Consider the following 21,112-nt stretch of genomic DNA (forward strand, 5'->3'; position numbering starts at 1 on the left):
TTTTTATCTGATCGGCCAAAACAACACCGAAAACGCCAAGATCTTTAGGCAGAGCCACTTCAAAGGGATACCCTTAATTTGTTTAGTAATAGGACATATCAATGCCAATCCTATTTTACCGTTATAGAGGGCTGGGGATAAAACTAACGCCGGCCTCTTCCCTGCCTGCTCGTGCCCAAGTTGCGGGTTAAATTCCAGCCAAATAATATCACCACGATCAGGAATATAACGCTCTATCACTCTTCTCTCCCCACGGAATTCCCAGTATTTATCTCACCATGAATGTTCTCCGACGAAACCTGAGACATGAGCTCTTCCAAGTTATATCCTTGCCGCCGAATAATAATAGCATCATCATTCAGCTGAAGCTCCACGGACACTCCCTCAAATAGACCTGCTCTCTCTGCCAATATCTTGGGAACACGTATTGCAAGGCTGTTTCCCCATTTCTTAACTTGAGACCGCATATCACCACCCCCGTATAAACAAAGTATATACCGGGTTCGGTTTTATTTCTTTCCATATATCCCTTTTATTGCCTCCTACCGTAAAAAGCTGGGAACCTAGCCACATAAAACATCAAAAATCAAGGTATGTCCCCAATTATGTTTAGTCTTTCCAGGAAGGCCTCAAGCTTGTCGGGTGAGGGAACGCGCAGGCGGGCTGATCTGTCGTCAAGGTTGAAGTATCCGCTGCCCGGAGCACATGCAATCCCCACATCGGCCAGGCGCTTAACAATGTTTCCCGCCTCCTGTGAGAGAAGGAATATGGGAACCCGTTGGTCTGTATCCGCCACCGACCAACCTTGCTTTTGTGATACCAACTCTAAAACTTTAGATTTTGCTTTTTTCACATAATCCCGCACCGCATCCAAAGCTTTTCCATCCTTCAAGACTTCTAAGGCTATACATGCATCCAGGGTACCAATCACAAACGGTGGCTGAATCTTCCGATAAAGGGCAGCCAGTTCCCGGTCTCGACAAACGGCAAACCCAACTCGAATTCCCGCTACCCCAAGCCCCTTAGAGAAGGAACGACAGATGACCAAGTTAGGAAAATCCAACACTGCGGCCGATTCTTCATCAGGCAGGAAATCCCCATAGGCCTCATCAGCAATTACCCAGGTCCCTGTTTTCATAGCAGCACGGGCTAATTCAGCCAAATCATCCAAAGACAACACTTGGCCTGTTGGATTGTTAGGCCTGTCTATGTAAAGGACTTCGGGCTTTCTATCTAAGGCCTCCAAAATACGATTTTTATCTATCGAATACCTCGGAGCTTCAAGGTTTATTGACTCATACGATGCGCCATTGTAAAGGGCTTGCAGGGGCACATCGGTAAACTGAGGAGAAACACCTAACATAACTGAACCTGGGCGAAGCAAAACTCTAAAGAGGCTCACCAGAACCCCAATAGAACCTCCCCCCACTAACACTTCCTCTGGAGAAATTTTCCAAGAGCTGTGGGCCTTTACAATTCCCACCTTTAAATCATTCGGCTCGGGTTCCGGGTAGTCGCATAAATTGCAGGTTTTCCCTTCCTTCAACAAACGACACAATCTTTCCGACATGCCTAAAGGGCTTGTTCCCAATTCACAATCTATTACCTCTATGCCTTCCGGATACGTAACCTCGCCTGCCGAGACATATCCTTCTTGCCCTATCTCAAAGATCTCCCTCGGAAGTTTACCTTTCCACATATTTGCCACCTCTATTTTGCATTATTATTGTTGCATTATATTGAATGCTATTTTTTGTTTCAACACACAATGTGGACTATCTAAAGTCACGCACCACGGAAGCTGGGCAACAATATAGTGGCAAGTCGTATATAATGACTTACGAGATTTTATGCTGGTTGAAGGAGAGGATAAAAATACGAAATACCCTTTGGATCATTGATTGGGTCATTTTCTCCCTTTTGATTTTTGCTCCCTTCTTGATAGCCAAGTTCTGCCTAAGGAGGCGGAGAAAAAGTTGAGCGTGAAGGCACTATTGATGCAGGTGGTCGGCTTTGGAGGCTACGCGCTGCTGGTAATCCTCCTGGCCGGACAAGCCTTTTACTGGCACGAAACTCGCAGGTTCTTCTACCTTGGAGGAAGAAAACTCTCCCTTACCATCTCCGTATCCACCTTCGTGGCCACCTGGATGAGCGCTGCAAGCCTGATAGGTTACACCGCATGGCTTTATTCCGACGGCTATCAAGCTTTCACTGCTTCAGTCAACGGCTGGCTTTTGGGATTGGTGTTCCTTCCTTTTACCGTAAGCAAGCTCAGAAAATCCAGGGCCCTTTCCCTGCCGGAATGGCTGGAGGAAAATTTCGAGGACTCAAGGCTACGAAAAGTTTCTGCCTTGGCACTTCTTGTGGCCTATAGCCTATATATAGTGATTCAATTCAGAGTCTTCGGCTCTATAGTCTCCAATATGCTTGGCACTCCACCTATTATTTCCTCCATACTCATCTATCTTTTCGTCATATACACAACCTTCGGAGGCTTGGCCTCGGTAGCAAAAAGCGACGCCTTGAACTTGGCCATAATCGTACTTGGCATTACCGTGGGTGCTATTTTTGTAATAAAACAAGTTGGCTCTCCAATGAAGATTCATGGAATCATAGCCGAAAACCACCCACATCTATTGGAAACCCTGGATAAGCGAGGAGCCATCTTTACATTTTCCATGATGCTGGGATGGGGATTTGGAGTTGCTTCAAACCCTCAGTACGCTATACGCATCATGTCGGCCCACCGCCCCAAAAGCGCATTTTCCATGCTCTGGATTTCAGCGCTCATAATAGGCTGGATATATGCCTGCACCACATTGATAGGCCTGGGCGGCAAGGTGCTTTCAAGCTCAGCAGCATCTGACCAGGCAGGGTCTTTATACCACCTAATATCAACAGCTCTTCCGCCACAAATTTATACACTTTTAATGATAGCCATACTGGCTGCAGCTGTAAGTACCGCAAACTCTCAACTTTTGCTCGCTACGTGCTCCTTCTGCTATGACCTCTTTCCATCATGGTCCGCCCACGAGGAAGGGGACATTATTCGAGAGGACCGGTTCCTCCTCATAAACCGCATAGGTATAGGCCTTATAGCCACATTTTGTTTGATCTTGAGCCAGCTTCCCCTTCCAGGCATACTGGACCTGGGACAGTACAGTTGGGCAGTGGTCTCTATATGCTTCTTTTTACCCATGTACCTGCCTGGCAAAAAGAAAAAAGAAGGGCTTTTCATAGCCATCTCCGCAGCTTTGGTGCTTCACACCATCTTGGTCTACGTCTTCCAAATCAGGCCGGAACAAGCCTTACTTCCCAGCCTCTTGGTTGAAGGAGCCTTGTGGAGCCTATTATCCAGGAGGAGTAGGATATGAAGATAAAAAACCCAAGCCTGGAGTTTCTGATAAAAACAATAGTCTCCTTGTTGGCCATAATAATCACTCTGGGGATCACGTCTACAGCCCTGTACGTAGAGTACAAAGACCGACTTAACGCAGAGATGAAGCAGCTTAAGGAAGTAAGCTCCCTAGTAAGGTATCTAAGCACATCTGAGGCGACCTTGCTTGTAAACAAGGTGGGTAAAAACTGGGTTTTCACAAATACCCAAAACCCTGATGGGGAATTTCTCACCTTACGAACAGCAGACGGCTTTCAGTGGAACGTCACCTTGGACCGAAAAAAGATCTTCTCAGAGATGCTCTTAAATCGCAGGCTAGTGATCGTCATGGGGATGATAGGACTGCTTTTGGCCCTGGAGATAGCTATATTACTGGCCTACTCGCTTACACGCCCTCTTAAAGCCATAGCCTGGACATGTCAACAGGTCAGTAGCGGCAAGTGGACCCACATCCCGGGAAATCCCTCAAAATTCAAAGAAATCCAAATTTTAAAGGAAACGTTTAATTCCATGGTAGACCAACTTAAGAAGTTGCACGAGAGAGAGCGTCAAGTGGCAAGAGCAGAGCGCCTCGCAGCCTTGGGGCAGCTGGTTGCTGGAGTATCCCACGAGATACGAAACCCCTTAGCGGCTATGAGAGTGCATTTGGACCTCCTTTCCGAAACGGTGTCAGAGGAGGGCAAGCCCTCCCTCATGGTCCTGGATCAGGAAATCGACCGGCTTAATAGCACGGTCAGCCAGCTATTGAACTTTGCCAGGCCCAAGGCGCTGGTAAAAGGCCCCGTAAGCCTTAGAGAACTTTTTGGGTGGACTTTCAACATGGTCAAAATGCAGCTTTCAAAGAAAAATATACAGTGGCGCCACGAATTGCCCCAAAAGGATATTTATGTATGGGGTGACAGAGACAAGCTGCAACAAATGCTTTTGAATCTGGTCCTCAACGCCATAAAGGCCATGGAGGAAACTGGAGGAACCCTAGAGATCAAAGCCATAGAAGAAACGGATTTTGCCCTCTTAAGCATAAAAGACCACGGACCAGGCATCCCGGAAGAACTAATCGATAGGATATTTGACCCATTCTTTACAACACGGCCGGACGGAACAGGGTTGGGCCTACCTTTGGTCCTACAGATAGTTCAAATGCACGAAGGCTCCATAGAGGTTGACCCGGGCCCGGGGGCAGAATTTAAGATACAATTACCGCTGTATCGCGAAGGAGGCCGAAACTAGCATGTATAAACTTTGGATAATTGAAGATGAACCGGGCCTAGCACAGGGGTTAAAGATAGCCTTCGAAAAAGAAGGCAACTACTCGGTATCCTTGGCATCTTCCCTGGGCGACCTTAAAGAGCTTCTATCGAAAGAAACCCCTGACATAGCACTCTTGGATATAAGGCTACCCGATGGTAACGGCCTGGATGCTCTCCCGCACATCTTAAAAACGTCCCCACAAGTCAAGGTTATAGTTATGACCGCCTTTGGTGATTCGGCCCTTGTGGTAAAGGCCATAAAGGAAGGAGCTTACAATTATCTGGACAAACCTTTCCCATTGGAGGCTGCCCGAAACATGGTGGCAAGGGCAGCAGAGAACATAGCGCTCCAGCGCGCCGTATCACAAATGACAGCGGACAGCTCCGTAGACCTTACGGGCTCCTCTCCCCCAATTCAACAAATTAGAGGTTTCGTTGAAAAAGTGAGCAAGGTCTCAGATCTCAACATTCTGATAAGGGGCGAGAGCGGCTCTGGCAAGGAGGTACTTGCCAGGCTTATACACAGAACCTCAGGATGCAAAGGAAACTTCGTTGCCCTAAACTGTGCTGCCATACCCGAGAACCTCTTGGAGGCGGAACTTTTCGGCTACAAGAAGGGAGCCTATACCGGAGCTGTGCAGGATAAAATGGGCCTGGTGGAGCTGGCAGATGGGGGAACCTTGTTTCTGGACGAGATAGGAGACATGCCCCTTGCCTTGCAAGGAAAGCTCCTTCGCTTTTTGGACTCCCGCTCTTACCGCCCCCTAGGCGGAACAAAGGAGATCAAGGTGTCCCTTAGAGTCATATCCGCCACGTGCCAGAACATAGAGGATAAAATAGCAAAAGGAGAGTTTCGAAGGGACCTGTACTACCGCATCGCCATGTTTCCCATAATCATCCCTCCTCTGCGTGAGAGGGGAAAGGACGTAATAGAAATTTTCTACACCTTCGTCGAGCAGTATCGCAAATCCTTCAAGCGCTCCCCCTTGTCCCTCACACCCGAGGCGGAAGAGGTCTTTTTGGACTACAGTTGGCCAGGAAACTGCAGAGAACTGAAAAATCTCGTGGAAAGGCTTTTCATACTTAAGGATCCAGAAGACCGGCTTGTGAGGCTCAGCGACCTTCCCGACAGGATGCTGGAGGAACTGCCACAAAAGGACAATAAAATAGCCACACAAGCTCCTGGGCAAACCCTCCAGGAAAAGATAGAATCCTTCGAAAGGCATTTGATCGAAGAAGCTTTGAATAAGGCCAAAAACAACAAGACCAAGGCCGCAGAACTTCTGGGAATCTCCAGGTTCGCCCTTCTTCGGAGGATGCAGAAGTATGGCATCGAATGAACTCCACCACGAGCTGAAACCAACTCTAACGACCAAATTAAACCCTCTACCTCTGATATTGCCATCCCTAAACCTCCTTACAGTGCCAGCTTACGCCCTTGAGGAAGAACTAAAACAAAGAGTAGGAGACAACGTCTTTCTAGGCGTAGCGCCTCCCCCCTCGGCCGTGCCTCTCAGCGCTTTTGATGGCGATGATGTCAATCCACTGGAAAACATTCCTGCCCCAACGAGCATGGACGAGGACATATCAAGCCAGTTGAGATTCATTCCGTCATTGGAGGGTATGCCTGATGAAGTGATAGATACCCTTGTCCAGGGCCTTGACTCCAGAGGGTACATTTCAGAAGACACCTTGGACGTGTTGTGTAAATTCGCAGGACTAAGCAAAAAGAAAACCTTAGAGATCCTAAAGGACATTCAAGACTCTATCGACCCACCAGGGCTATTCGCAAGAAATTTATGGGAGTGCCTGCTCATACAGTTGAGGCGCAAGGGCATGGTAGGGAAAGACCCTTGGGTTGTTTTAACCGAAGGAAAGGAATTTATATTGAAAAAAGACATAAGAGGCCTCTCCAAGTTCCTCGGGTGGACCCATGAAAGAACCCAAAAAGCTCTGGAGGAAATCAAAAAGCTTGATCCATACCCTGGGAATTTCATCATAAAAAACCAGTATATAGTCCCAGAAATAGAATTTGTAAAAGAAAAAGATACCATAAGGGTACGCCTTCTCCACGAAAACCTGCCCAAGTTGTTCTTGGATGCAGAGCTTTTAGAGCACATAAGCAACCAAACATTGAGGGAGCAGTGGCTTTCAGCAAAACACACCCTAGTCGCTCTATCCATACGCATTAGAACAAAGCTTAGAATATCCCAATTTTTGGCTAAAGCCCAAAAAGCCTTCCTGGCTGGAGAAAGCATCGCACCATCTCCTTTGACTCTAAAAACAGCATCACGAGAAACAAACTACCACCCCTCTACGATCCTGAGAATAACCAAGACCACCTGGGCACTCTCTCCCGTTGGAACCATCCCGCTAGAAAAACTCCTGTCAAGACCCCTAAGGGCAAAACCCACCATGTCGGTGGCGCAGTTAAGGCAGGCCATAAAAGAGGCAAAACCTCTGGGGATTTCCGATGAAGCCCTCGCCCTGAAACTGGGATTGCCCCGCAGAACCATAACCTGGCACAGAAACAAAATGGGCATGTAACCTTATCACTCTTCGCACAGTGTGCGCTCACCGAACGGTTTAGACCCTCAAAGAGCCCCTTCCTGCCGAAAAAGGTTTTCCTAAATATTATCGATTTTAACCATTTTTTTCTGTTTTTCTCTCTTTTTAGGCTAGACGCATTCTTTAGGCAACTTTTTTGCATATATGAAGGTGTGACATGATTCATATATTTTGTGGAGGTGGTTTTTGTGTCAGAGGTAAAGGAAGCAACTGCGGAAAAAACGGGGTTGCAGATGGCGGCGGAAGAGGAGATGAAGAAGAAGGGTACCCTCTCGGTGCTTCTGGGGGCGGCCTTCCTTATGGCTACTTCAGCCATAGGTCCTGGCTTCTTAACCCAGACGGCGGTGTTCACCGAAAAGCTCAAGGCAGCCTTTGCGTTCGCCATATTGAGCTCCATACTCATCGATATCGTGGTGCAGCTCAACATCTGGAGAATCCTCGCAGTGTCCAAGATGAGGGCTCAAGACGTCGCAAACAAAGTTTTACCTGGATTGGGCTATTTTTTAGCCTTTGCCGTGGCTCTGGGCGGTTTGGTGTTCAACATAGGCAACATTGCGGGCGCTGCCATGGGGCTTAACGTTCTCACTGGCATGTCCATGCCCCTTGGGGCAATCATCAGTGCGGCAATAGCCATATTCCTTTTCTTGAGAAAAGAGTTAGGTAGGGCCATGGATAAGTTCGCGCAAGCGTTGGGCTTCGTTATGATAGCCATGGTCCTCTTCATGGTCTTCAAGACCCAGCCGCCTGTAGGGTTGGCCTTGAAGGAGGCCGTATTGCCGTCCACCATTGACTGGATGATAGTTCTTACCCTCGTGGGTGGAACGGTTGGTGGCTACATATCTTTCGCAGGAGCCCACAGGATAATTGACGCTGGAATCACAGGCGAGGAGAATCTGCCTTCCATAAGCAAGGGAGCTGTAAACGCTATAGGGATCACCGGCATCATGCGTTTCCTCCTGTTCTTGGCCATATTGGGCGTAGTCCTCATGGGGCATAAACTGGACCCAAGCAACCCTCCTGCATCAGCGTTCCAGCTCGGCGCGGGCGAATTGGGATACAAGATATTCGGAATCATCCTTTGGTCTGCAGGCATAACCTCGGTCATAGGAGCGTCCTATACTTCCATCTCCTTCCTCAGGACTCTGTTTAAGTCGGTCAACGACAAACTTAGGGCATGGATGATAGGATTCATAGTCTTCTCCACCGCAATTTTTGCCACCGTCGGAAAACCTGTCGCCCTCTTGATTTTTGCTGGCTCCATAAATGGACTTATCCTGCCCTTGGCCTTGATATCTGTTCTTTTGGCCGCCCACAGGAAAGATATCATTGGAAGCTACAAGCACCCCTTGTGGATGTCCATAATAGGTTACATAATGGCAGCATTCACCATGTGGATGGGCGTAATGTCTCTAGGAAGAATCTTCTCTTTGTTCAGTTAATCTGCTATTAACGTTGGCTTCCGTGGCCTTTGGGTCGCGGAAGCTCTTTATTGTTGTTTAAGCCCATTGAAAGGTGTATTTTTATTACGAAAGCTATTTATGGAGGTGAACTTGTTGGAAGAAGCGACCTATCCCAGGATTCTGCACGCCGGCGACAGCTGTGTCGTGGTGGAGTTCGGCTCAACGATTTCCCTTGACATCAACGGCCAGGTCCAGAGCTTGCGCCGAGCTTTAGAAAACAAGAACATACCTGGAATAAAAGAACTCATACCGACTTACCGTTCTTTGGCCATATACTTCGATCCCCTGGAAATCCCCTTGGAGAAGCTAAAAAGCACATTGACCTCTCTTTCAACGATGGATGAAGAAAACATCACCACAGGCGGCACGCTAATAGTCATACCCGTTTGTTATGGCGGAGAGCTGGGACCCGACATAGAGAACGTAGCGCAGCACAACAACCTCTCCGTGGAGGAGGTAATCGAAATTCACTCAAGGCCAGACTACTACTGTTATATGTTGGGCTTTACCCCTGGTTTTTCCTACCTTGGAGGCATGGATGAACGGATTGCAACGCCAAGACTGGAAACCCCCAGGACCCTCATTCCAGCGGGCAGTGTGGGCATTGCTGGCAAGCAAACGGGAATATACCCCATAGACAGCCCCGGCGGGTGGCAGCTCATTGGTCGCACACCTCTCAAGATGTTCGACCCTAAATCAGAGAAACCAACACTTATAGAAGCCGGCTACTGGGTGCGATTCAAACCCATATCCTTTGAGGAATACCAGTCCATATCTTCTGAGGTTGCCAAGGGAACCTACTTGCCCGAAATCCTTACGAAAGAAGGTGCCTCCCAATGAAGCTTGAAATAGTCTCTGGCGGACTTCTAACGACGGTACAGGACCTTGGGCGATGGGGATTTCAAGGAATAGGCATGCCCGTTGCAGGGGCGATGGACAGTTTCGCCCTGCAGGCTGGGAACATAATCGTCGGCAACGCCCCCAATGCAGCTGCACTGGAAATCACCGTCATGGGGCCAACCATCAACGTTGTAGAAGGAGAGGGCGTAATATGCCTAAGCGGTGCTCCTTTGGATATGCGCATAAACAACGAAAAAGTCCCGCATTGGACCGCCATCAGGGTGAAGGGGGGCGACAAAATATCCATAGGAGGCCCCACAGGTCCGGGGTGTCGTGCATACCTATGTGTCTCTGGAGGGATAGATGTCCCTGTCATCATGGGTAGTCGTTCCACATACCTGAGGGCACACATAGGCGGCCTGGAGGGAAGGGCCCTCCAGAAGCAGGACACAATCTCTACAGGCGAATTGCCGGCACTATGGCATCTCTGCGATGGCTTCAGCTGTCCTTCGTGGATGATCCCACCATATGGACAGAACGTACCAATTAACGTCGTATTGGGGCCACAGGATGATTACTTCACGCCTGAAGGAATAGAAACTTTCTTGAGTGCCGAGTACACCATAACAAACGAAGCGGACCGAATGGGCTACCGCCTGGACGGTCCTGAGATAGAACACAAGTCAGGAGCTGACATAATTTCGGACGCCATACCCTTGGGAGCCATACAGGTTCCAGGCAGCAGAAAGCCAGTGGCCATGCTGGCGGACCGCCAGACCACCGGAGGATACACAAAAATTGCCGTCATAACCACCCCTCACATTGCTCTATTAGCTCAGCGGCTCCCCGGTGAAAAAGTTTCATTCAAGAAGGTATCCTTCGAAGAGGCTGCTTTAGCTCTAAAAGAAGAGAAAGATAAGCTGCGGACCCTTGAAATAGAGCGGGCAAATTACCGCTCCACACGCAAAACACACGCAGCTTCGACACCTAAAGCAGGACCAATCCAATGGTCTATGAAAATAAATGGCAAAAACTACCATGTAACCTGCGAGGAAATATCCTAAAGAGGTGATAAGCATGTACCGTATTGACCTTAACAGCGACCTTGGAGAAAGTTTTGGCGCTTATAAGATAGGAAACGACGAAGCCGTGTTGGAAAGCGTTTCTTCGGCAAACGTGGCCTGCGGTTTCCATGCTGGAGATCCTTTGGTCATGCTCAAGACCGTGAGGGCCGCAAAAGCAAAAGGTGTCCAGATAGGAGCTCACCCGGGACATCCTGATCTAATGGGCTTCGGAAGGAGGGTTATGAACTGCACTCCAGATGAAGTCTATGCTTACACTCTATATCAGGTAGGGGCCCTTCAGGCCGTATGCAAGGCCGAAGGCTTATCTTTGCAGCACGTAAAGCCCCACGGCGCTCTCTACAACCAAGCAGCAAAGGACCCGGAACTAGCCTACGCTATCGCCTGTGCAGTCAAGGACGCAGGAGAGGACTTGATACTTTTGGGTCTCGCAAACTCGGCCTTTGAGGAAGCAGCTGCTAAGGCAAAAGTCTCCTTCGCTTCTGAGGCCTTCGCCGACAGGGCATATGAAAAAGATGGCTCCCTGGTATCCCGCAAAAAGGAAGGTGCGGTCATTCATGACGCCGAACTGGCAGCAAGGCGAGTAGTTCAAATGGTTAAAGACGGCACAGTGGAGGCCATAGATGGGACATTGATAAAACTCAAACCCCATTCCATATGCCTCCACGGAGACACTCCAGAGGCGGTAGAGATGGCAAAAACAATAAGAAGCACTTTGGAGAAAGAAGGGATAACCATATCACCCATAAAGGAAGTGATCTTGAAATGACCGCCAGCGCCAAGGATTTTGCCAGCACCCATCCTTCAGAGATATGGGGAATGATACGCTCAGGCCAATGGACGGGCCCTACCCCAGGTATGGCCAAAGGATATGTCCAGGCCAATCTTGTGGTGCTTCCCAAGGATTGGGCTTACGACTTCATGGTATTCGCCCAGAGGAATCCCAAGCCATGCCCTGTACTGGATATAACCGAACCTGGAGACCCCGAACCCCGCATGGTTGCTCCAGGAGCAGATCTGAGGACAGACCTGCCCAAATATCGCGTGTGGGAGAACGGAAAGCTTGTGGCAGAACCTACGGATATACGCTCCTACTGGAGAGATGATCTGGTGGCTTTTCTGCTTGGATGCTCCTTCAGTTTCGAAAGCGCCCTGATAGAGGCCTCCATACCCATCAGACACATAGAATGCAGCTGCAACGTGCCTATGTACATAACCAACATACAGTGCAAACCTGCAGGAAGGCTTTCTGGACCCATGGTGGTCAGCATGAGGCCCATACCAGCTCCTATGGTCCCCAAGGCAGTCTTGGCCACAGGCAGGTTCCCAGCAGTGCACGGCGCCCCAGTGCATATCGGTGATCCAGCTTTGATAGGCATAAAGGACATAAGCAGGCCTGATTTCGGAGACCCTGTACCTATTAACGACGGAGAGATACCGGTATTCTGGGCCTGCGGGGTGACGCCTCAGGCAGCCCTGATGGCCAGCAATGTGCCTTTCGCCATAACCCACGCCCCAGGCCACATGTTCATCTGTTCAGTCAAAGACGCCGATTACGCAGTATTTTAAAAGAAAGGGGCCCAACCAGCGGGCCCCTTTCTTTCTTCTTGAACTTTCCAGCTTCCTTGAACTTTCCAAAATAGATGTTTACTATAGCTATATAGTTATATAAAAATAAAGCATTGAACTTCGTTGCAGGAGGTGTACGAAGAATGAAAGTCGTAGCTTTCAACGGCAGCCCAAGAAAAGACGGAAACACCTACGAACTATTGAGCATAGTCTGCAGGGAGTTGGAAAAAGAAGGCATTGCAACGGAGATAGTCCAGCTTGGAAACCAAAACGTAAGAGGATGCATGGCATGCTACAAGTGCTTTGAAAACAAGAACAGGCAATGCATCATCAATGATTTCATCAGTGATTGTATTGCCAAAATGGACGAAGCAGATGGAATTTTGCTGGGTTCACCCACTTATTTTTGCAACGTAACTACGGAAATGAAGGCTCTGATCGACAGGGCCGGAATGGTCTCCAGAGCCAACGGCGATATGTTCAAAAGAAAAGTTGGCGCAGGCGTTGTTGCCGTAAGAAGAGCTGGAGCCATACCGACATTCCAGGCACTTAACACCTTTTTTACCTTTGCCCAGATGATTGTTCCAGGCTCCAGGTATTGGAACGTGGGTATAGGTCTCGGCAAAAAGGAAGCGCTAGAAGATGAAGAAGGTATAAAAACCATGGAGGTTTTGGGCCAAAACATGGCTTGGCTTCTCAAGAAGCTGGCCCAGTAATTGGATAACCTACGGCCGCGGGAAGGCTCCTGCGGCCTTCACCTTTGCCCCGTCATCGAGTTCAATTCCAGCGTCCTTGACTACCACATCCCCCTCATCCAAACCTTCCACAATTTCCACCTTCTGCCTGCTTTTCAGTCCCACCTTAACAGGAACGATGTGAACCCTTCCGTCAGCTATCTTTAGTACCTCGTAACCTCCTTGGCTATTTGTCCTAACCGACTCTATTGGAAGAGTCATCACTTTTTCCCTGCGGGCAGTCTCCACGGCTATTCGCACCTCGTAACCAGGCATGAGGTTCGCAGCATGAGATAGGGATACATAAACAGGAACCCGCCTTTGCTCTACCCCCAGCGGAGAGATTTTTTCCTCCGCCAAGGGATATATGCGATCTATTCGCCCTTCCAAGTTTACATTTCCAAGGGCTTGAGAAGTTATCTTGACCTTTTGTCCTACACTTATCTCTGAAAGAAGATCGCTCAAAAAGTCCGCCCTTATCTCCATTGGTCCCCTCGGAGCCACGATGGCCAAAAGCTCCCCCGAAGATACCACTTGCTCTTCTTCTGCAGGAAGCTTCAGTACGTATCCATCAATGGGACTTTTAATTATTAGTTCCCTTCTTTTACTCTCAAGCGCCTCAAGTTGTTCTCTTAATCCCTTACTTCTGGCTTCCGCCCCTAGGAGGCTGAAACGGGCCTTCTTTAGCTCCCTCCTTTTTTCCTCCACGTTCAAGACGGCCTGCTCATACTCGGAAAGGGATATTACCCGTGAATCGTACAACCGCTTGTATCTTTTCATGGTCCTTTCGGCATCGGACAGGGCTATCCTTGCCTTTTCCTCCGATGCTCTGTAAAAATCCAACTCCCTTTGGGATTCCGCCAGCAATCTTTTTATCTCCGAGAGGCTTGCCTCTATATCTTTATTTTCCATTCTTATTAGCTCTTGATCCTTATGAACAACGTCATTGGTCTTGACAAAAACCCTTGACACCTTTCCTCCGTGAACGGCGTACAGAGCCCTATCACCCACAGCCTCCACGTACCCGTCTTCTTCTACGGTTCTAAACACATCACCAATTTGGACAGCAACTGTCTCCACCTCAGTCCCCCTGCTGAGGTAAAGCCAAACTAACGCAGCCAGTAAAAATACACCCGCTAAACCAAGCAGCAGTTTTTTGTTCATGATACAAACCTCAATCGTTGGCTTTCAGGATCTCTATCATCTTAAGCTCTTTTACTCCCTTAAGGGCCAAAATCCAAGCAAAAATTCCCAACACAATTCCACCGCAAGCAGCCAAAAAGTACGTGCTCTTGTATATTATAACGTTAAAAGAGAAAAGGTCGGTACTCACAGCTACAGCATAAAGTTCCGAGAGCACTTTTCCAAGGGGCAATCCTAGGATGATCCCCCAAAAAAGCAAGAACCCATCTTCGCCCCAAAGGTAAACTGCAACTTCTTGGTTGGTCATACCAAGGGCTTTCAAGGCGGCAAGGGTTCTTTTGCGTTCCGAAAGGGCGATGACGGAAGAGTTGTAAATTATGGCAAAGCCCAGAACGGACGAAAACAGAACCAGTATCCCTATGGAGTAATACATGTAACCAAGGTTTTTCTGAAAGTAAGCTCTTTCGTCCTTTTTATTCAGGACTGACGAGATGTTCACCATACGTTCCAGCTCTCTTTCTACTTTATCCGAAAGCCCAGGGTCTATCTTTAACATGACCCCAGATACTACGTTCTGCTCATTCAGGAGTCTGTTTGCCTCCTTTAGGCTGACCATGGAAGCGCTTCCCATGGCCCTCTTTGTTATGCCTTCCACCCGGAAGATGCCGTAGCGGGGAGGCCCTAGGTCAAGCATGGATTGAACTTGTAGTTCGTCTCCTACTTTTGCTTCCAGCTTTTGGGCAGTAAACCAATCCAGTAAAAGTCCTTCCTCGGGCAGTGGCAATTCTTTTCCCTCCTGGTTTGTTATCCTCACCAGGCTGGGAGAGGGCTCCATGGCAAGCAGAACGTCCTCCCTGTTTTTCCTCCCCAGCTTTATGCGCACCGGAAGCTCCAAGAAGGGTTCGGCCTCCAAAACTCCATCTATTCTTGAAATATTGAGGATTTCACCCTCCTTGACAGGGCTGATTATCCTTACGAGGTAATCGTACTGGCGATCGTAGCTGAAGTGCCTCCTCATTAGGTCATCCATTGAGTCTTTGGAGAAAAGGGAAACCACAAGCAGAGCGATGGAGAAAATAGCCCCCATGGCGGTGACGAAAGCACGAAAGCGACTTCGCGATAATGATCTAAAGCTCATCCTCCACTGAAGCCCCAGGTGATTCCAAAGAATGGGAATCCTCTCCAGGAAAGATCTTTTGGTAGCCTTTGGAAACGTGGGGCGCATGGACTCTGCCGGACGTATGGACGTTATGCCCCAAGCCGCTGCAAGGCCTGCTGTTGTTCCCGCAGTGATACTCAGGAAGGCCACAGCACCTGCAGTCCCCAGGCGCAAGGTTTCCTCGAGCCGGGGCAAGTTGAAAAAGATTGAGTAAAGTCTTACCAACAAAGATGCTAGACCATAACCCAAGGCTATTCCCACAAAGGCGCCTATGGTGGTAGCCAGAAAGGCGTAGGAGCCATAAAGGAAGAGGAGGCTTATGTTGCTGTAGCCCAGAGCTTTAAGCAATCCAATCTGACCTCTTTGGGTTTTCACTAGCCTGCCAACAAAGACAAACTGCATTAGCAGGGCAATGGCAAGAAAGATGGTGGGCAAAAAACGAGAGAAAGCTCGCAGCTGAGTTAGTTCACCCCTTAAAATTGCTTCACTCAATTGATCCTTTTGGGGATATTCCGCAAGTAAGCCATAGGGTTGTAGGATTTCTTTGATCTTTTGGACTATCTCTTCTTTCTGGGCGCCGGGGGCAAAGCGGATCAGCACCTGGTTTACCGACCCTTTTCGGCCCATAAGTTCTTGTATTTGATTTTCTGGCATTATGGCAGCTCCGAAGGTTGAGGGGTCTTCGAGGAGTCCAGCAGCGTCACGTACGGTGTAGACAAACTCTGGGCTTGCCGCTATTCCTACTATCGTTAAGACCTTACGTTTTCCTTCTGCTGCAACATCCAAGTCCATTCCGGGTTTCAACTTGTGAGCCTCTGCAAACTGGCGGTTTATAAGCACCTCGACAGCCCCGAGTTTAGGGTACTTATCGAACATGCGGCCTCCTATTACCTTTACTCGGTTTAACTCTCCATTGTCAGGCATGGGATAACCAGTAAGGCGCAAGTTGGCCCTTTTCTTTCCCTCCCACAGCACAGGAACATCTTTCTGGGTTCTCGCAGTAGCCGCTAAAACTCCTTTGACGGCCTTTATCCGTTCCCCTATCCCCTCTGGAGCATTGACCACGTGGAAGAAATGATCAGCAAAGCTTGTCTCCGCATAGAACAGATCTTTCGAATGGATCAAGTTTTCCGATACTGCCGCCATGGCAACGTAAAGAGTGATCCCTACGGCTATGACGGACAGGACCGCAAAGAACTGTCCCTTCGTGCTTACTATGGTTCTAAAAAGCTTCCTCCAGAGAGTGCGCATCACCAACTTATCCTTTCGGGAGGTTCTGGCCTTTCATTGAACGTCATCTCTGCTATCGCTCCGCTGCTCATGCGTATGATCCTCCGCCCCATTGCCCTTATTGCCACATTATGGGTGACTATCACTACGGTAGTGCCGTACTGCCTGTTTACGTCCAATAGCAGAGATAATATCTTTCGTCCTGTCTCGCAGTCCAAAGAGCCCGTGGGCTCATCGCACAAAAGCATCTTTGGGTTTTTGGCTGCTGCCCTAGCAATCGCCACCCTCTGCTGCTCTCCTCCGCTCAACTGGGAGGGGAAACTGTCCATCTTGTTATTCATGCCGACCTGTTCGAGGAGCTTTCGTGGAGAGAGGGGAGTATTTGATAATTCCGCGGCTATGGCAACGTTCTCCAAGGCGGTTAGGTCAGGGATCAGGTTATAAAATTGAAACACAAAGCCCACTTGATGTCGCCTGTACTCTGTCAAGCGTCTTTCACTTGCTCTTGCAAGGTCTTCTCCACCAAACCAAACAGCCCCCTCGGTAGGCGAATCCATGCCCCCATTATGTTGAGCAACGTACTCTTACCAGATCCACTAGGCCCCAAGATCACTAAAAGCTCCCCCTCATACACTTCCAAGGAGGAAGGTTTCAAGGCCTCGACCTCCACCTCGCCCATCTTGTATATCTTCCTTACTTTTTCCAGCTTTAAAAGGGTCTTTTGTTGTTCCATCCGACACTCCTATCTTAAGAGCGGTTAATTCACCACTTTATAATCTTTGCCCCGTATACCCTCTCCATTCGGGCCAAAGCAAACCTATGAAACTCCTCATCGAAATCCGCCACTCCATTTTCTACCACTACTACCGGAATGTCCCTGTTGCAGAGATCCCCCACTGTGTCCATGACACATATAGAGGTGCAAACTCCCACGACCCAGACCTCGTCTGGCGCCAAATCCTTGAGCACTCCATCCAGCTCCGTGCCATAGAACCCCGAAAAGCGCTTCTTTTCTATTACTAGGTCCTCCTCGTCTGGAGCCAATTCCGGCACAACTTGTGCTCCCCACGTACCCTTGACCGCATGAGGAGGGAAACGATCAAACTCCCTGTCGTCTTTCTCGTGAGCATCCGCCAAGTAGATAACAGAATCCCCCTTACTCTTGCATTCCTCCACTAAATCCTTGATTACTGGGATTATTTCTCTGGAACTTTTGCCACAGAACAACACACCTTTAGGGTCAATAAAATCATTGAGCATGTCGACTATCAAAAGCATCCTTTTCACGCAAATCCCCCCAAACCTTTGATGCTCTCATACTTGATTTTAACACACTATCCGAGCAAAGCCTCACAAACACTCCCAAACAGTGAATGCATTCACAAATTCTTACAATAGCAAGATTTGCAAAACCCTTGACCTTTCGCGAGCTAAATTATAGCCTTTGATAGGTATTGATAGTTCTTTTGTTCACATAAAGATTATTTTTTCTTTTCCAAACTGGTGTGGACAAAGAACTCGATAATAATTTACAGGAGGGATCACAGGTGGACCTAGCAAAATTAATAAGCACCATCAACAGCTTCCTGTGGGGCAACTTACTGCTTTATCTTCTGTGTGGTACGGGAATATTTTTCACCTTCAAGCTTCGCTTTGTTCAGATCAGGAAGCTCAAGGCTATCTTCTCCAATGCTTTTGGCAACTTCTCAATAAAAGGAGAAAAGGCCGGCAAGGAAGGTATGTCTTCATTTCAATCATTGGCCACAGCTGTGGCAGCGCAGGTGGGAACTGGCAATCTTGCTGGAGCCGCTACCGCTATAGCTTCTGGTGGCCCTGGGGCAATTTTTTGGATGTGGCTCAGCGCCTTCTTCGGCATGGGAACCATTTTTGCCGAAGCGGTGCTGGCTCAGACATTCAAGGTAAAAGACGAGGACGGTCAAGTTGTGGGCGGGCCAGCCTATTACATAAGCCAAGGTACGGGGAGCAAGGCAATGGCTGCCTTCTTCGCCGTGGCGATCATCTTCGCTCTCGGTTTCGTAGGCAACATGGTGCAGTCTAATTCCATAGGTGATGCATTCGCGACTGCCTTTGATATTCCTAGCCTCTACGTGGGTATTGGTATAGCCATACTGGCGGGCTTGGTCTTCTTCGGAGGCATAGGGCGCATAGCCTCGGTTACCGAGAAGATCGTTCCTATAATGGCCTTATTTTATATTGTAAGTGGCTTAGTGGTTTTGGGAATGCACGCTGAAAACATCATCCCCAGTCTTAAAATGATCATTCAGGGAGCCTTCAACCCCAAAGCCGCAACTGGGGGAATCATAGGCGCTACGGTAAAGGAAGCGGTCCGTTACGGTGTAGCCAGAGGGCTCTTCTCCAATGAAGCTGGCATGGGTTCTACGCCTCACGCTCATGCCGTCGCCAAGGTAAAGCACCCCGTCCAGCAGGGTCTTGTGGCAATCATGGGAGTTCTAATAGACACTTTCGTCGTGCTCAACATAACTGCACTGGTGATCCTCGCAACCGGCGCATTGGATGGTCAGACGACAGGCATAGCCTTGACGCAGAGTGCTTTCACCAAGGCCTTTGGCTCCTTGGGGAATCCTTTTGTCGCCGTGTGCCTTTTCTTCTTCGCTTTCTCGACCATAATTGGGTGGTACTACTTCGGAGAGAGCAATATAAGGTATCTGTTCGGAGTAAAAGGGTTAACGCCCTACAGGGTATTGGTAATGCTCTTTATCGTGCTGGGTTCCACTCTAAAGGTCAACCTGGTATGGGAGCTTGCCGATACCTTCAACGGCCTCATGGTAATTCCAAACCTCATAGCCCTGCTGTTGCTCTCCAAGGTTGTAGTGAAGGCATTGAACGAATACGACTCTGGAATAAATTAGGTCTTGAAAAATTAACTAGCAACTTAACAAGGGGTGCGGCTCTTCGCCGTACCCCTTGTTGTTTGGTTACTACTCTATCTCATAAATACCCACTGAATTCAAAAACCATCAAGTAATTTCAGATATTTCTGCATAACATTACAAGTCATTTAAATATTATCGTTTTACAAACCATTACATATTGTATATGATGTTGTTTATCAAAACAAAGCCTACCAGGAGGAATTATTAATGTTTTGGGGATTACTTTACAACTCGACTCTGCTAATAGCGGTAGTTACCTTGTACAGCATCCTACACCATTACGAGAAAGCCACGTCAGCCCGCTGGAGAAATTTTTTTATGGGCCTTTCCTTCGGCATCATAACTGTAGTGGGAATGCATTTTGGTGTCCACTATTCTCAGGGATTATTTTACGATGGGAGAAGCGTTATACTGTCCATGGCTGGACTGTTTGGGGGATGGGCTCCCGCTGTCATTGCGGCAGCTATGGCTGCATTATATAGGGTACACCTAGGCGACATTGGCATGTATGCAGGAATTGCGTCAATAATCAGCTCTGCGGCGCTGGGAGCCCTTTATCGCAAACATTTGAAAGGAAACGCCACTAATGTCTCACTTCGAAACCTTCTTGTTTTCGGCATTTTCATTCATTTGGTTGTAATCCTATGGCAAGCTATTTTTCTTCCTTGGCCTTCAGTGGCTCCTGCTGTCCTTAAAAAAATCGGTATACCGTACATTATCATTTTGCCGCTGGCGACGTTGATAACAGGGATCTTGTTGAAAAATGAAGAATACAGCAAGATGCTGGAAAAAGAAAAACACCTATTGATCGCCAAACTGCAGGAAACCTTAATCCCCTTGATTACCACGCTCATAAAGGTCGTGGAAACCAGAGATTCCTACACCGCTTCCCATCAGCTTAGTACAGCTCAGCTGGCCTGCGCTATAGCAGAGGAGTTAGGTATGTCTAAAGATCGAATAGAAGGCCTTCGCCTGGCCGCTCAGCTTCACGACATTGGCAAGATAAATATTCCTTCTGAGATTCTAAATAAACCGGGCAAACTTTCCGATGTAGAGTTTGAACTCATCAAAAATCACGTAAAAACAGGTTACGAGATACTAAAGGATATAGCCTTTCCCTGGCCCATCGCAAGAATAGTTTTAGAGCACCACGAACGAGAAAACGGCTCTGGCTACCCCAACGGGGTAAAAGGCAAAGAACTCCTGCTTGAATCCAAAATCCTTGCCGTTGCGGACGTAATAGATGCCATGTCTCATCACCGCCCATATAGGCCTGCTTTGGGAGTTGACGCCGCCTTAGAAGAAATAGAAAAGAACAAGGGCACCCTGTACGACCCTCAAGTTGTAGAGGCCTGCCTGCGTATTTTTACGGAAAAAAGACACGTATTGAATACTGACGAAAACGCACCACTAAGCCAGCTTTTTCAAGCTAATTGATGAGATTTTGTTTTCTTCTGCTATTTGTTGAATAAACCTGGCCCTATCTCCACCTATTTTGCTGAGAATACTTATTTATTGCACTTTGTAGAGCCCATGATCTGTCAGCGTATCTTATGAATAGAAATTTTACATCTCTAAGCTACTTTTAAAACTACCTGCCGCAGTTTCCAACCCTTATAGGAAGGTCTAAAACAATAAGGCACTGACCTACTGCTTCTGTGACAGCTTGGTTTCCAATCCTTATAGGAAGGTCTAAAACGTCAGAGGGCTACCCGGAAAATGCATATCCTCGACAGTTTCCATCCCTTATAGGAAGGTCTAAAAC

18 protein-coding genes and 1 pseudogene are annotated in these 21,112 nt (G+C 48.3%); 12 read left to right on the plus strand and 7 right to left on the minus strand.

Annotated features, from left to right (window positions below):
- Positions 1–3: 3 nt before the first annotated feature.
- The 3 genes from V7Z69_RS09955 to V7Z69_RS07880 form a co-directional block, all read right to left on the minus strand.
- Positions 4–240 carry a type II toxin-antitoxin system PemK/MazF family toxin gene (locus V7Z69_RS09955; RefSeq protein ID WP_416376423.1) on the minus strand — a complete coding sequence of 79 codons (237 nt, stop codon included), beginning with the start codon at positions 238–240 and terminating at the stop codon, positions 4–6.
- Positions 237–467 carry an AbrB/MazE/SpoVT family DNA-binding domain-containing protein gene (locus V7Z69_RS07875; RefSeq protein ID WP_014162450.1) on the minus strand — a complete coding sequence of 77 codons (231 nt, stop codon included), beginning with the start codon at positions 465–467 and terminating at the stop codon, positions 237–239. The genes V7Z69_RS09955 and V7Z69_RS07875 overlap by 4 nt, the downstream gene beginning before the upstream one ends.
- 119 nt (positions 468–586) lie before the next feature.
- Entirely contained in the window at positions 587–1,699 is a 1,113-nt protein-coding gene (locus tag V7Z69_RS07880; RefSeq protein WP_334139488.1) for a pyridoxal phosphate-dependent aminotransferase, read from the minus strand.
- A 283-nt stretch (positions 1,700–1,982) separates the two neighbouring features.
- Between V7Z69_RS07880 and V7Z69_RS07885 the strand changes: the two genes are divergently transcribed.
- The 10 genes from V7Z69_RS07885 (at position 1,983) to V7Z69_RS07930 (ending at position 12,882) form a co-directional block, all read left to right on the plus strand.
- On the plus strand, positions 1,983–3,374 hold the full coding sequence (locus tag V7Z69_RS07885; protein ID WP_334139500.1) for a sodium:solute symporter family protein: 1,392 nt from the start codon (positions 1,983–1,985) through the stop codon (positions 3,372–3,374).
- Positions 3,371–4,627 (plus strand): two-component system sensor histidine kinase NtrB, encoded by a 1,257-nt coding sequence (locus tag V7Z69_RS07890; RefSeq protein WP_334139489.1) that lies wholly within the window; start codon positions 3,371–3,373, stop codon positions 4,625–4,627. The genes V7Z69_RS07885 and V7Z69_RS07890 overlap by 4 nt, the downstream gene beginning before the upstream one ends.
- A 1-nt stretch (position 4,628) precedes the next feature.
- Positions 4,629–5,987 carry a sigma-54-dependent transcriptional regulator gene (locus tag V7Z69_RS07895; protein WP_014162446.1) on the plus strand — a complete coding sequence of 453 codons (1,359 nt, stop codon included), beginning with the start codon at positions 4,629–4,631 and terminating at the stop codon, positions 5,985–5,987.
- Positions 5,974–7,194, plus strand: a complete 1,221-nt coding sequence (locus V7Z69_RS07900; protein WP_334139490.1) for an RNA polymerase factor sigma-54 — start codon at positions 5,974–5,976, stop codon at positions 7,192–7,194. Before V7Z69_RS07895 ends, V7Z69_RS07900 begins: the two co-directional genes overlap by 14 nt.
- Positions 7,195–7,448: 254 nt before the next feature.
- On the plus strand, positions 7,449–8,654 hold the full coding sequence (locus tag V7Z69_RS07905; RefSeq protein ID WP_041445887.1) for an NRAMP family divalent metal transporter: 1,206 nt from the start codon (positions 7,449–7,451) through the stop codon (positions 8,652–8,654).
- Between the two features lie 99 nt (positions 8,655–8,753).
- The gene (gene pxpB, locus V7Z69_RS07910; RefSeq protein WP_041445704.1) at positions 8,754–9,515 is read left to right on the plus strand and encodes a 5-oxoprolinase subunit PxpB; all 762 of its coding nucleotides are present in this window, start codon (positions 8,754–8,756) and stop codon (positions 9,513–9,515) included.
- On the plus strand, positions 9,512–10,579 hold the full coding sequence (locus V7Z69_RS07915; protein ID WP_014162442.1) for a 5-oxoprolinase subunit C family protein: 1,068 nt from the start codon (positions 9,512–9,514) through the stop codon (positions 10,577–10,579). Before pxpB ends, V7Z69_RS07915 begins: the two co-directional genes overlap by 4 nt.
- Positions 10,580–10,592: 13 nt before the next feature.
- Positions 10,593–11,366, plus strand: coding sequence for a LamB/YcsF family protein (locus tag V7Z69_RS07920; RefSeq protein ID WP_334139491.1), 774 nt, complete (start codon positions 10,593–10,595; stop codon positions 11,364–11,366).
- On the plus strand, positions 11,363–12,166 hold the full coding sequence (locus V7Z69_RS07925) for a putative hydro-lyase (protein WP_334139492.1): 804 nt from the start codon (positions 11,363–11,365) through the stop codon (positions 12,164–12,166). Before V7Z69_RS07920 ends, V7Z69_RS07925 begins: the two co-directional genes overlap by 4 nt.
- 143 nt (positions 12,167–12,309) lie before the next feature.
- Positions 12,310–12,882 (plus strand): flavodoxin family protein, encoded by a 573-nt coding sequence (locus tag V7Z69_RS07930; RefSeq protein ID WP_334139493.1) that lies wholly within the window; start codon positions 12,310–12,312, stop codon positions 12,880–12,882.
- A gap of 9 nt (positions 12,883–12,891) precedes the next feature.
- Here the strand turns inward: V7Z69_RS07930 and V7Z69_RS07935 are convergent, their stop codons facing one another.
- From V7Z69_RS07935 to V7Z69_RS07955, 4 genes and pseudogenes are all read right to left on the minus strand, one after another.
- Entirely contained in the window at positions 12,892–14,064 is a 1,173-nt protein-coding gene (locus V7Z69_RS07935) for an efflux RND transporter periplasmic adaptor subunit (RefSeq protein WP_334139494.1), read from the minus strand.
- Between the two features lie 10 nt (positions 14,065–14,074).
- The gene (locus tag V7Z69_RS07940) at positions 14,075–16,453 is read right to left on the minus strand and encodes an ABC transporter permease (protein ID WP_334139495.1); all 2,379 of its coding nucleotides are present in this window, start codon (positions 16,451–16,453) and stop codon (positions 14,075–14,077) included.
- Positions 16,453–17,165, minus strand: a pseudogene (locus V7Z69_RS07945) (ABC transporter ATP-binding protein). The gene V7Z69_RS07940 and the pseudogene V7Z69_RS07945 overlap by 1 nt, the downstream one beginning before the upstream one ends.
- Positions 17,166–17,194: 29 nt before the next feature.
- The gene (locus V7Z69_RS07955; protein ID WP_148256391.1) at positions 17,195–17,710 is read right to left on the minus strand and encodes a cysteine hydrolase family protein; all 516 of its coding nucleotides are present in this window, start codon (positions 17,708–17,710) and stop codon (positions 17,195–17,197) included.
- Between the two features lie 269 nt (positions 17,711–17,979).
- Between V7Z69_RS07955 and V7Z69_RS07960 the strand changes: the two genes are divergently transcribed.
- Both V7Z69_RS07960 and V7Z69_RS07965 read left to right on the plus strand, forming a co-directional pair.
- On the plus strand, positions 17,980–19,323 hold the full coding sequence (locus tag V7Z69_RS07960) for an alanine/glycine:cation symporter family protein (protein WP_334139498.1): 1,344 nt from the start codon (positions 17,980–17,982) through the stop codon (positions 19,321–19,323).
- Between the two features lie 231 nt (positions 19,324–19,554).
- Positions 19,555–20,784 carry an HD-GYP domain-containing protein gene (locus tag V7Z69_RS07965; RefSeq protein ID WP_334139499.1) on the plus strand — a complete coding sequence of 410 codons (1,230 nt, stop codon included), beginning with the start codon at positions 19,555–19,557 and terminating at the stop codon, positions 20,782–20,784.
- Positions 20,785–21,112 lie beyond the last annotated feature (328 nt).

The sequence above is a fragment of the Thermovirga lienii genome (genome assembly GCF_036847465.1).
Taxonomy (GTDB): Bacteria; Synergistota; Synergistia; order Synergistales; family Thermovirgaceae; genus Thermovirga; species Thermovirga lienii.

Bases quoted from the DNA above. Each gene is read 5' to 3' on its own strand.
- V7Z69_RS07875 (WP_014162450.1), bottom strand. From the start codon at position 467: ATGCGGTCTCAAGTTAAGAAATGGGGAAACAGCCTTGCAATACGTGTT.
- V7Z69_RS07880 (WP_334139488.1), bottom strand. From the start codon at position 1,699: ATGTGGAAAGGTAAACTTCCGAGGGAGATCTTTGAGATAGGGCAAGAA.
- V7Z69_RS07890 (WP_334139489.1), top strand. From the start codon at position 3,371: ATGAAGATAAAAAACCCAAGCCTGGAGTTTCTGATAAAAACAATAGTC.
- V7Z69_RS07895 (WP_014162446.1), top strand. From the start codon at position 4,629: ATGTATAAACTTTGGATAATTGAAGATGAACCGGGCCTAGCACAGGGG.
- V7Z69_RS07900 (WP_334139490.1), top strand. From the start codon at position 5,974: ATGGCATCGAATGAACTCCACCACGAGCTGAAACCAACTCTAACGACC.
- V7Z69_RS07905 (WP_041445887.1), top strand. From the start codon at position 7,449: ATGGCGGCGGAAGAGGAGATGAAGAAGAAGGGTACCCTCTCGGTGCTT.
- pxpB (WP_041445704.1), top strand. From the start codon at position 8,754: ATGGAGGTGAACTTGTTGGAAGAAGCGACCTATCCCAGGATTCTGCAC.
- V7Z69_RS07915 (WP_014162442.1), top strand. From the start codon at position 9,512: ATGAAGCTTGAAATAGTCTCTGGCGGACTTCTAACGACGGTACAGGAC.
- V7Z69_RS07920 (WP_334139491.1), top strand. From the start codon at position 10,593: ATGTACCGTATTGACCTTAACAGCGACCTTGGAGAAAGTTTTGGCGCT.
- V7Z69_RS07925 (WP_334139492.1), top strand. From the start codon at position 11,363: ATGACCGCCAGCGCCAAGGATTTTGCCAGCACCCATCCTTCAGAGATA.
- V7Z69_RS07930 (WP_334139493.1), top strand. From the start codon at position 12,310: ATGAAAGTCGTAGCTTTCAACGGCAGCCCAAGAAAAGACGGAAACACC.
- V7Z69_RS07935 (WP_334139494.1), bottom strand. From the start codon at position 14,064: ATGAACAAAAAACTGCTGCTTGGTTTAGCGGGTGTATTTTTACTGGCT.
- V7Z69_RS07940 (WP_334139495.1), bottom strand. From the start codon at position 16,453: ATGCGCACTCTCTGGAGGAAGCTTTTTAGAACCATAGTAAGCACGAAG.
- V7Z69_RS07955 (WP_148256391.1), bottom strand. From the start codon at position 17,710: ATGCTTTTGATAGTCGACATGCTCAATGATTTTATTGACCCTAAAGGT.
- V7Z69_RS07965 (WP_334139499.1), top strand. From the start codon at position 19,555: ATGTTTTGGGGATTACTTTACAACTCGACTCTGCTAATAGCGGTAGTT.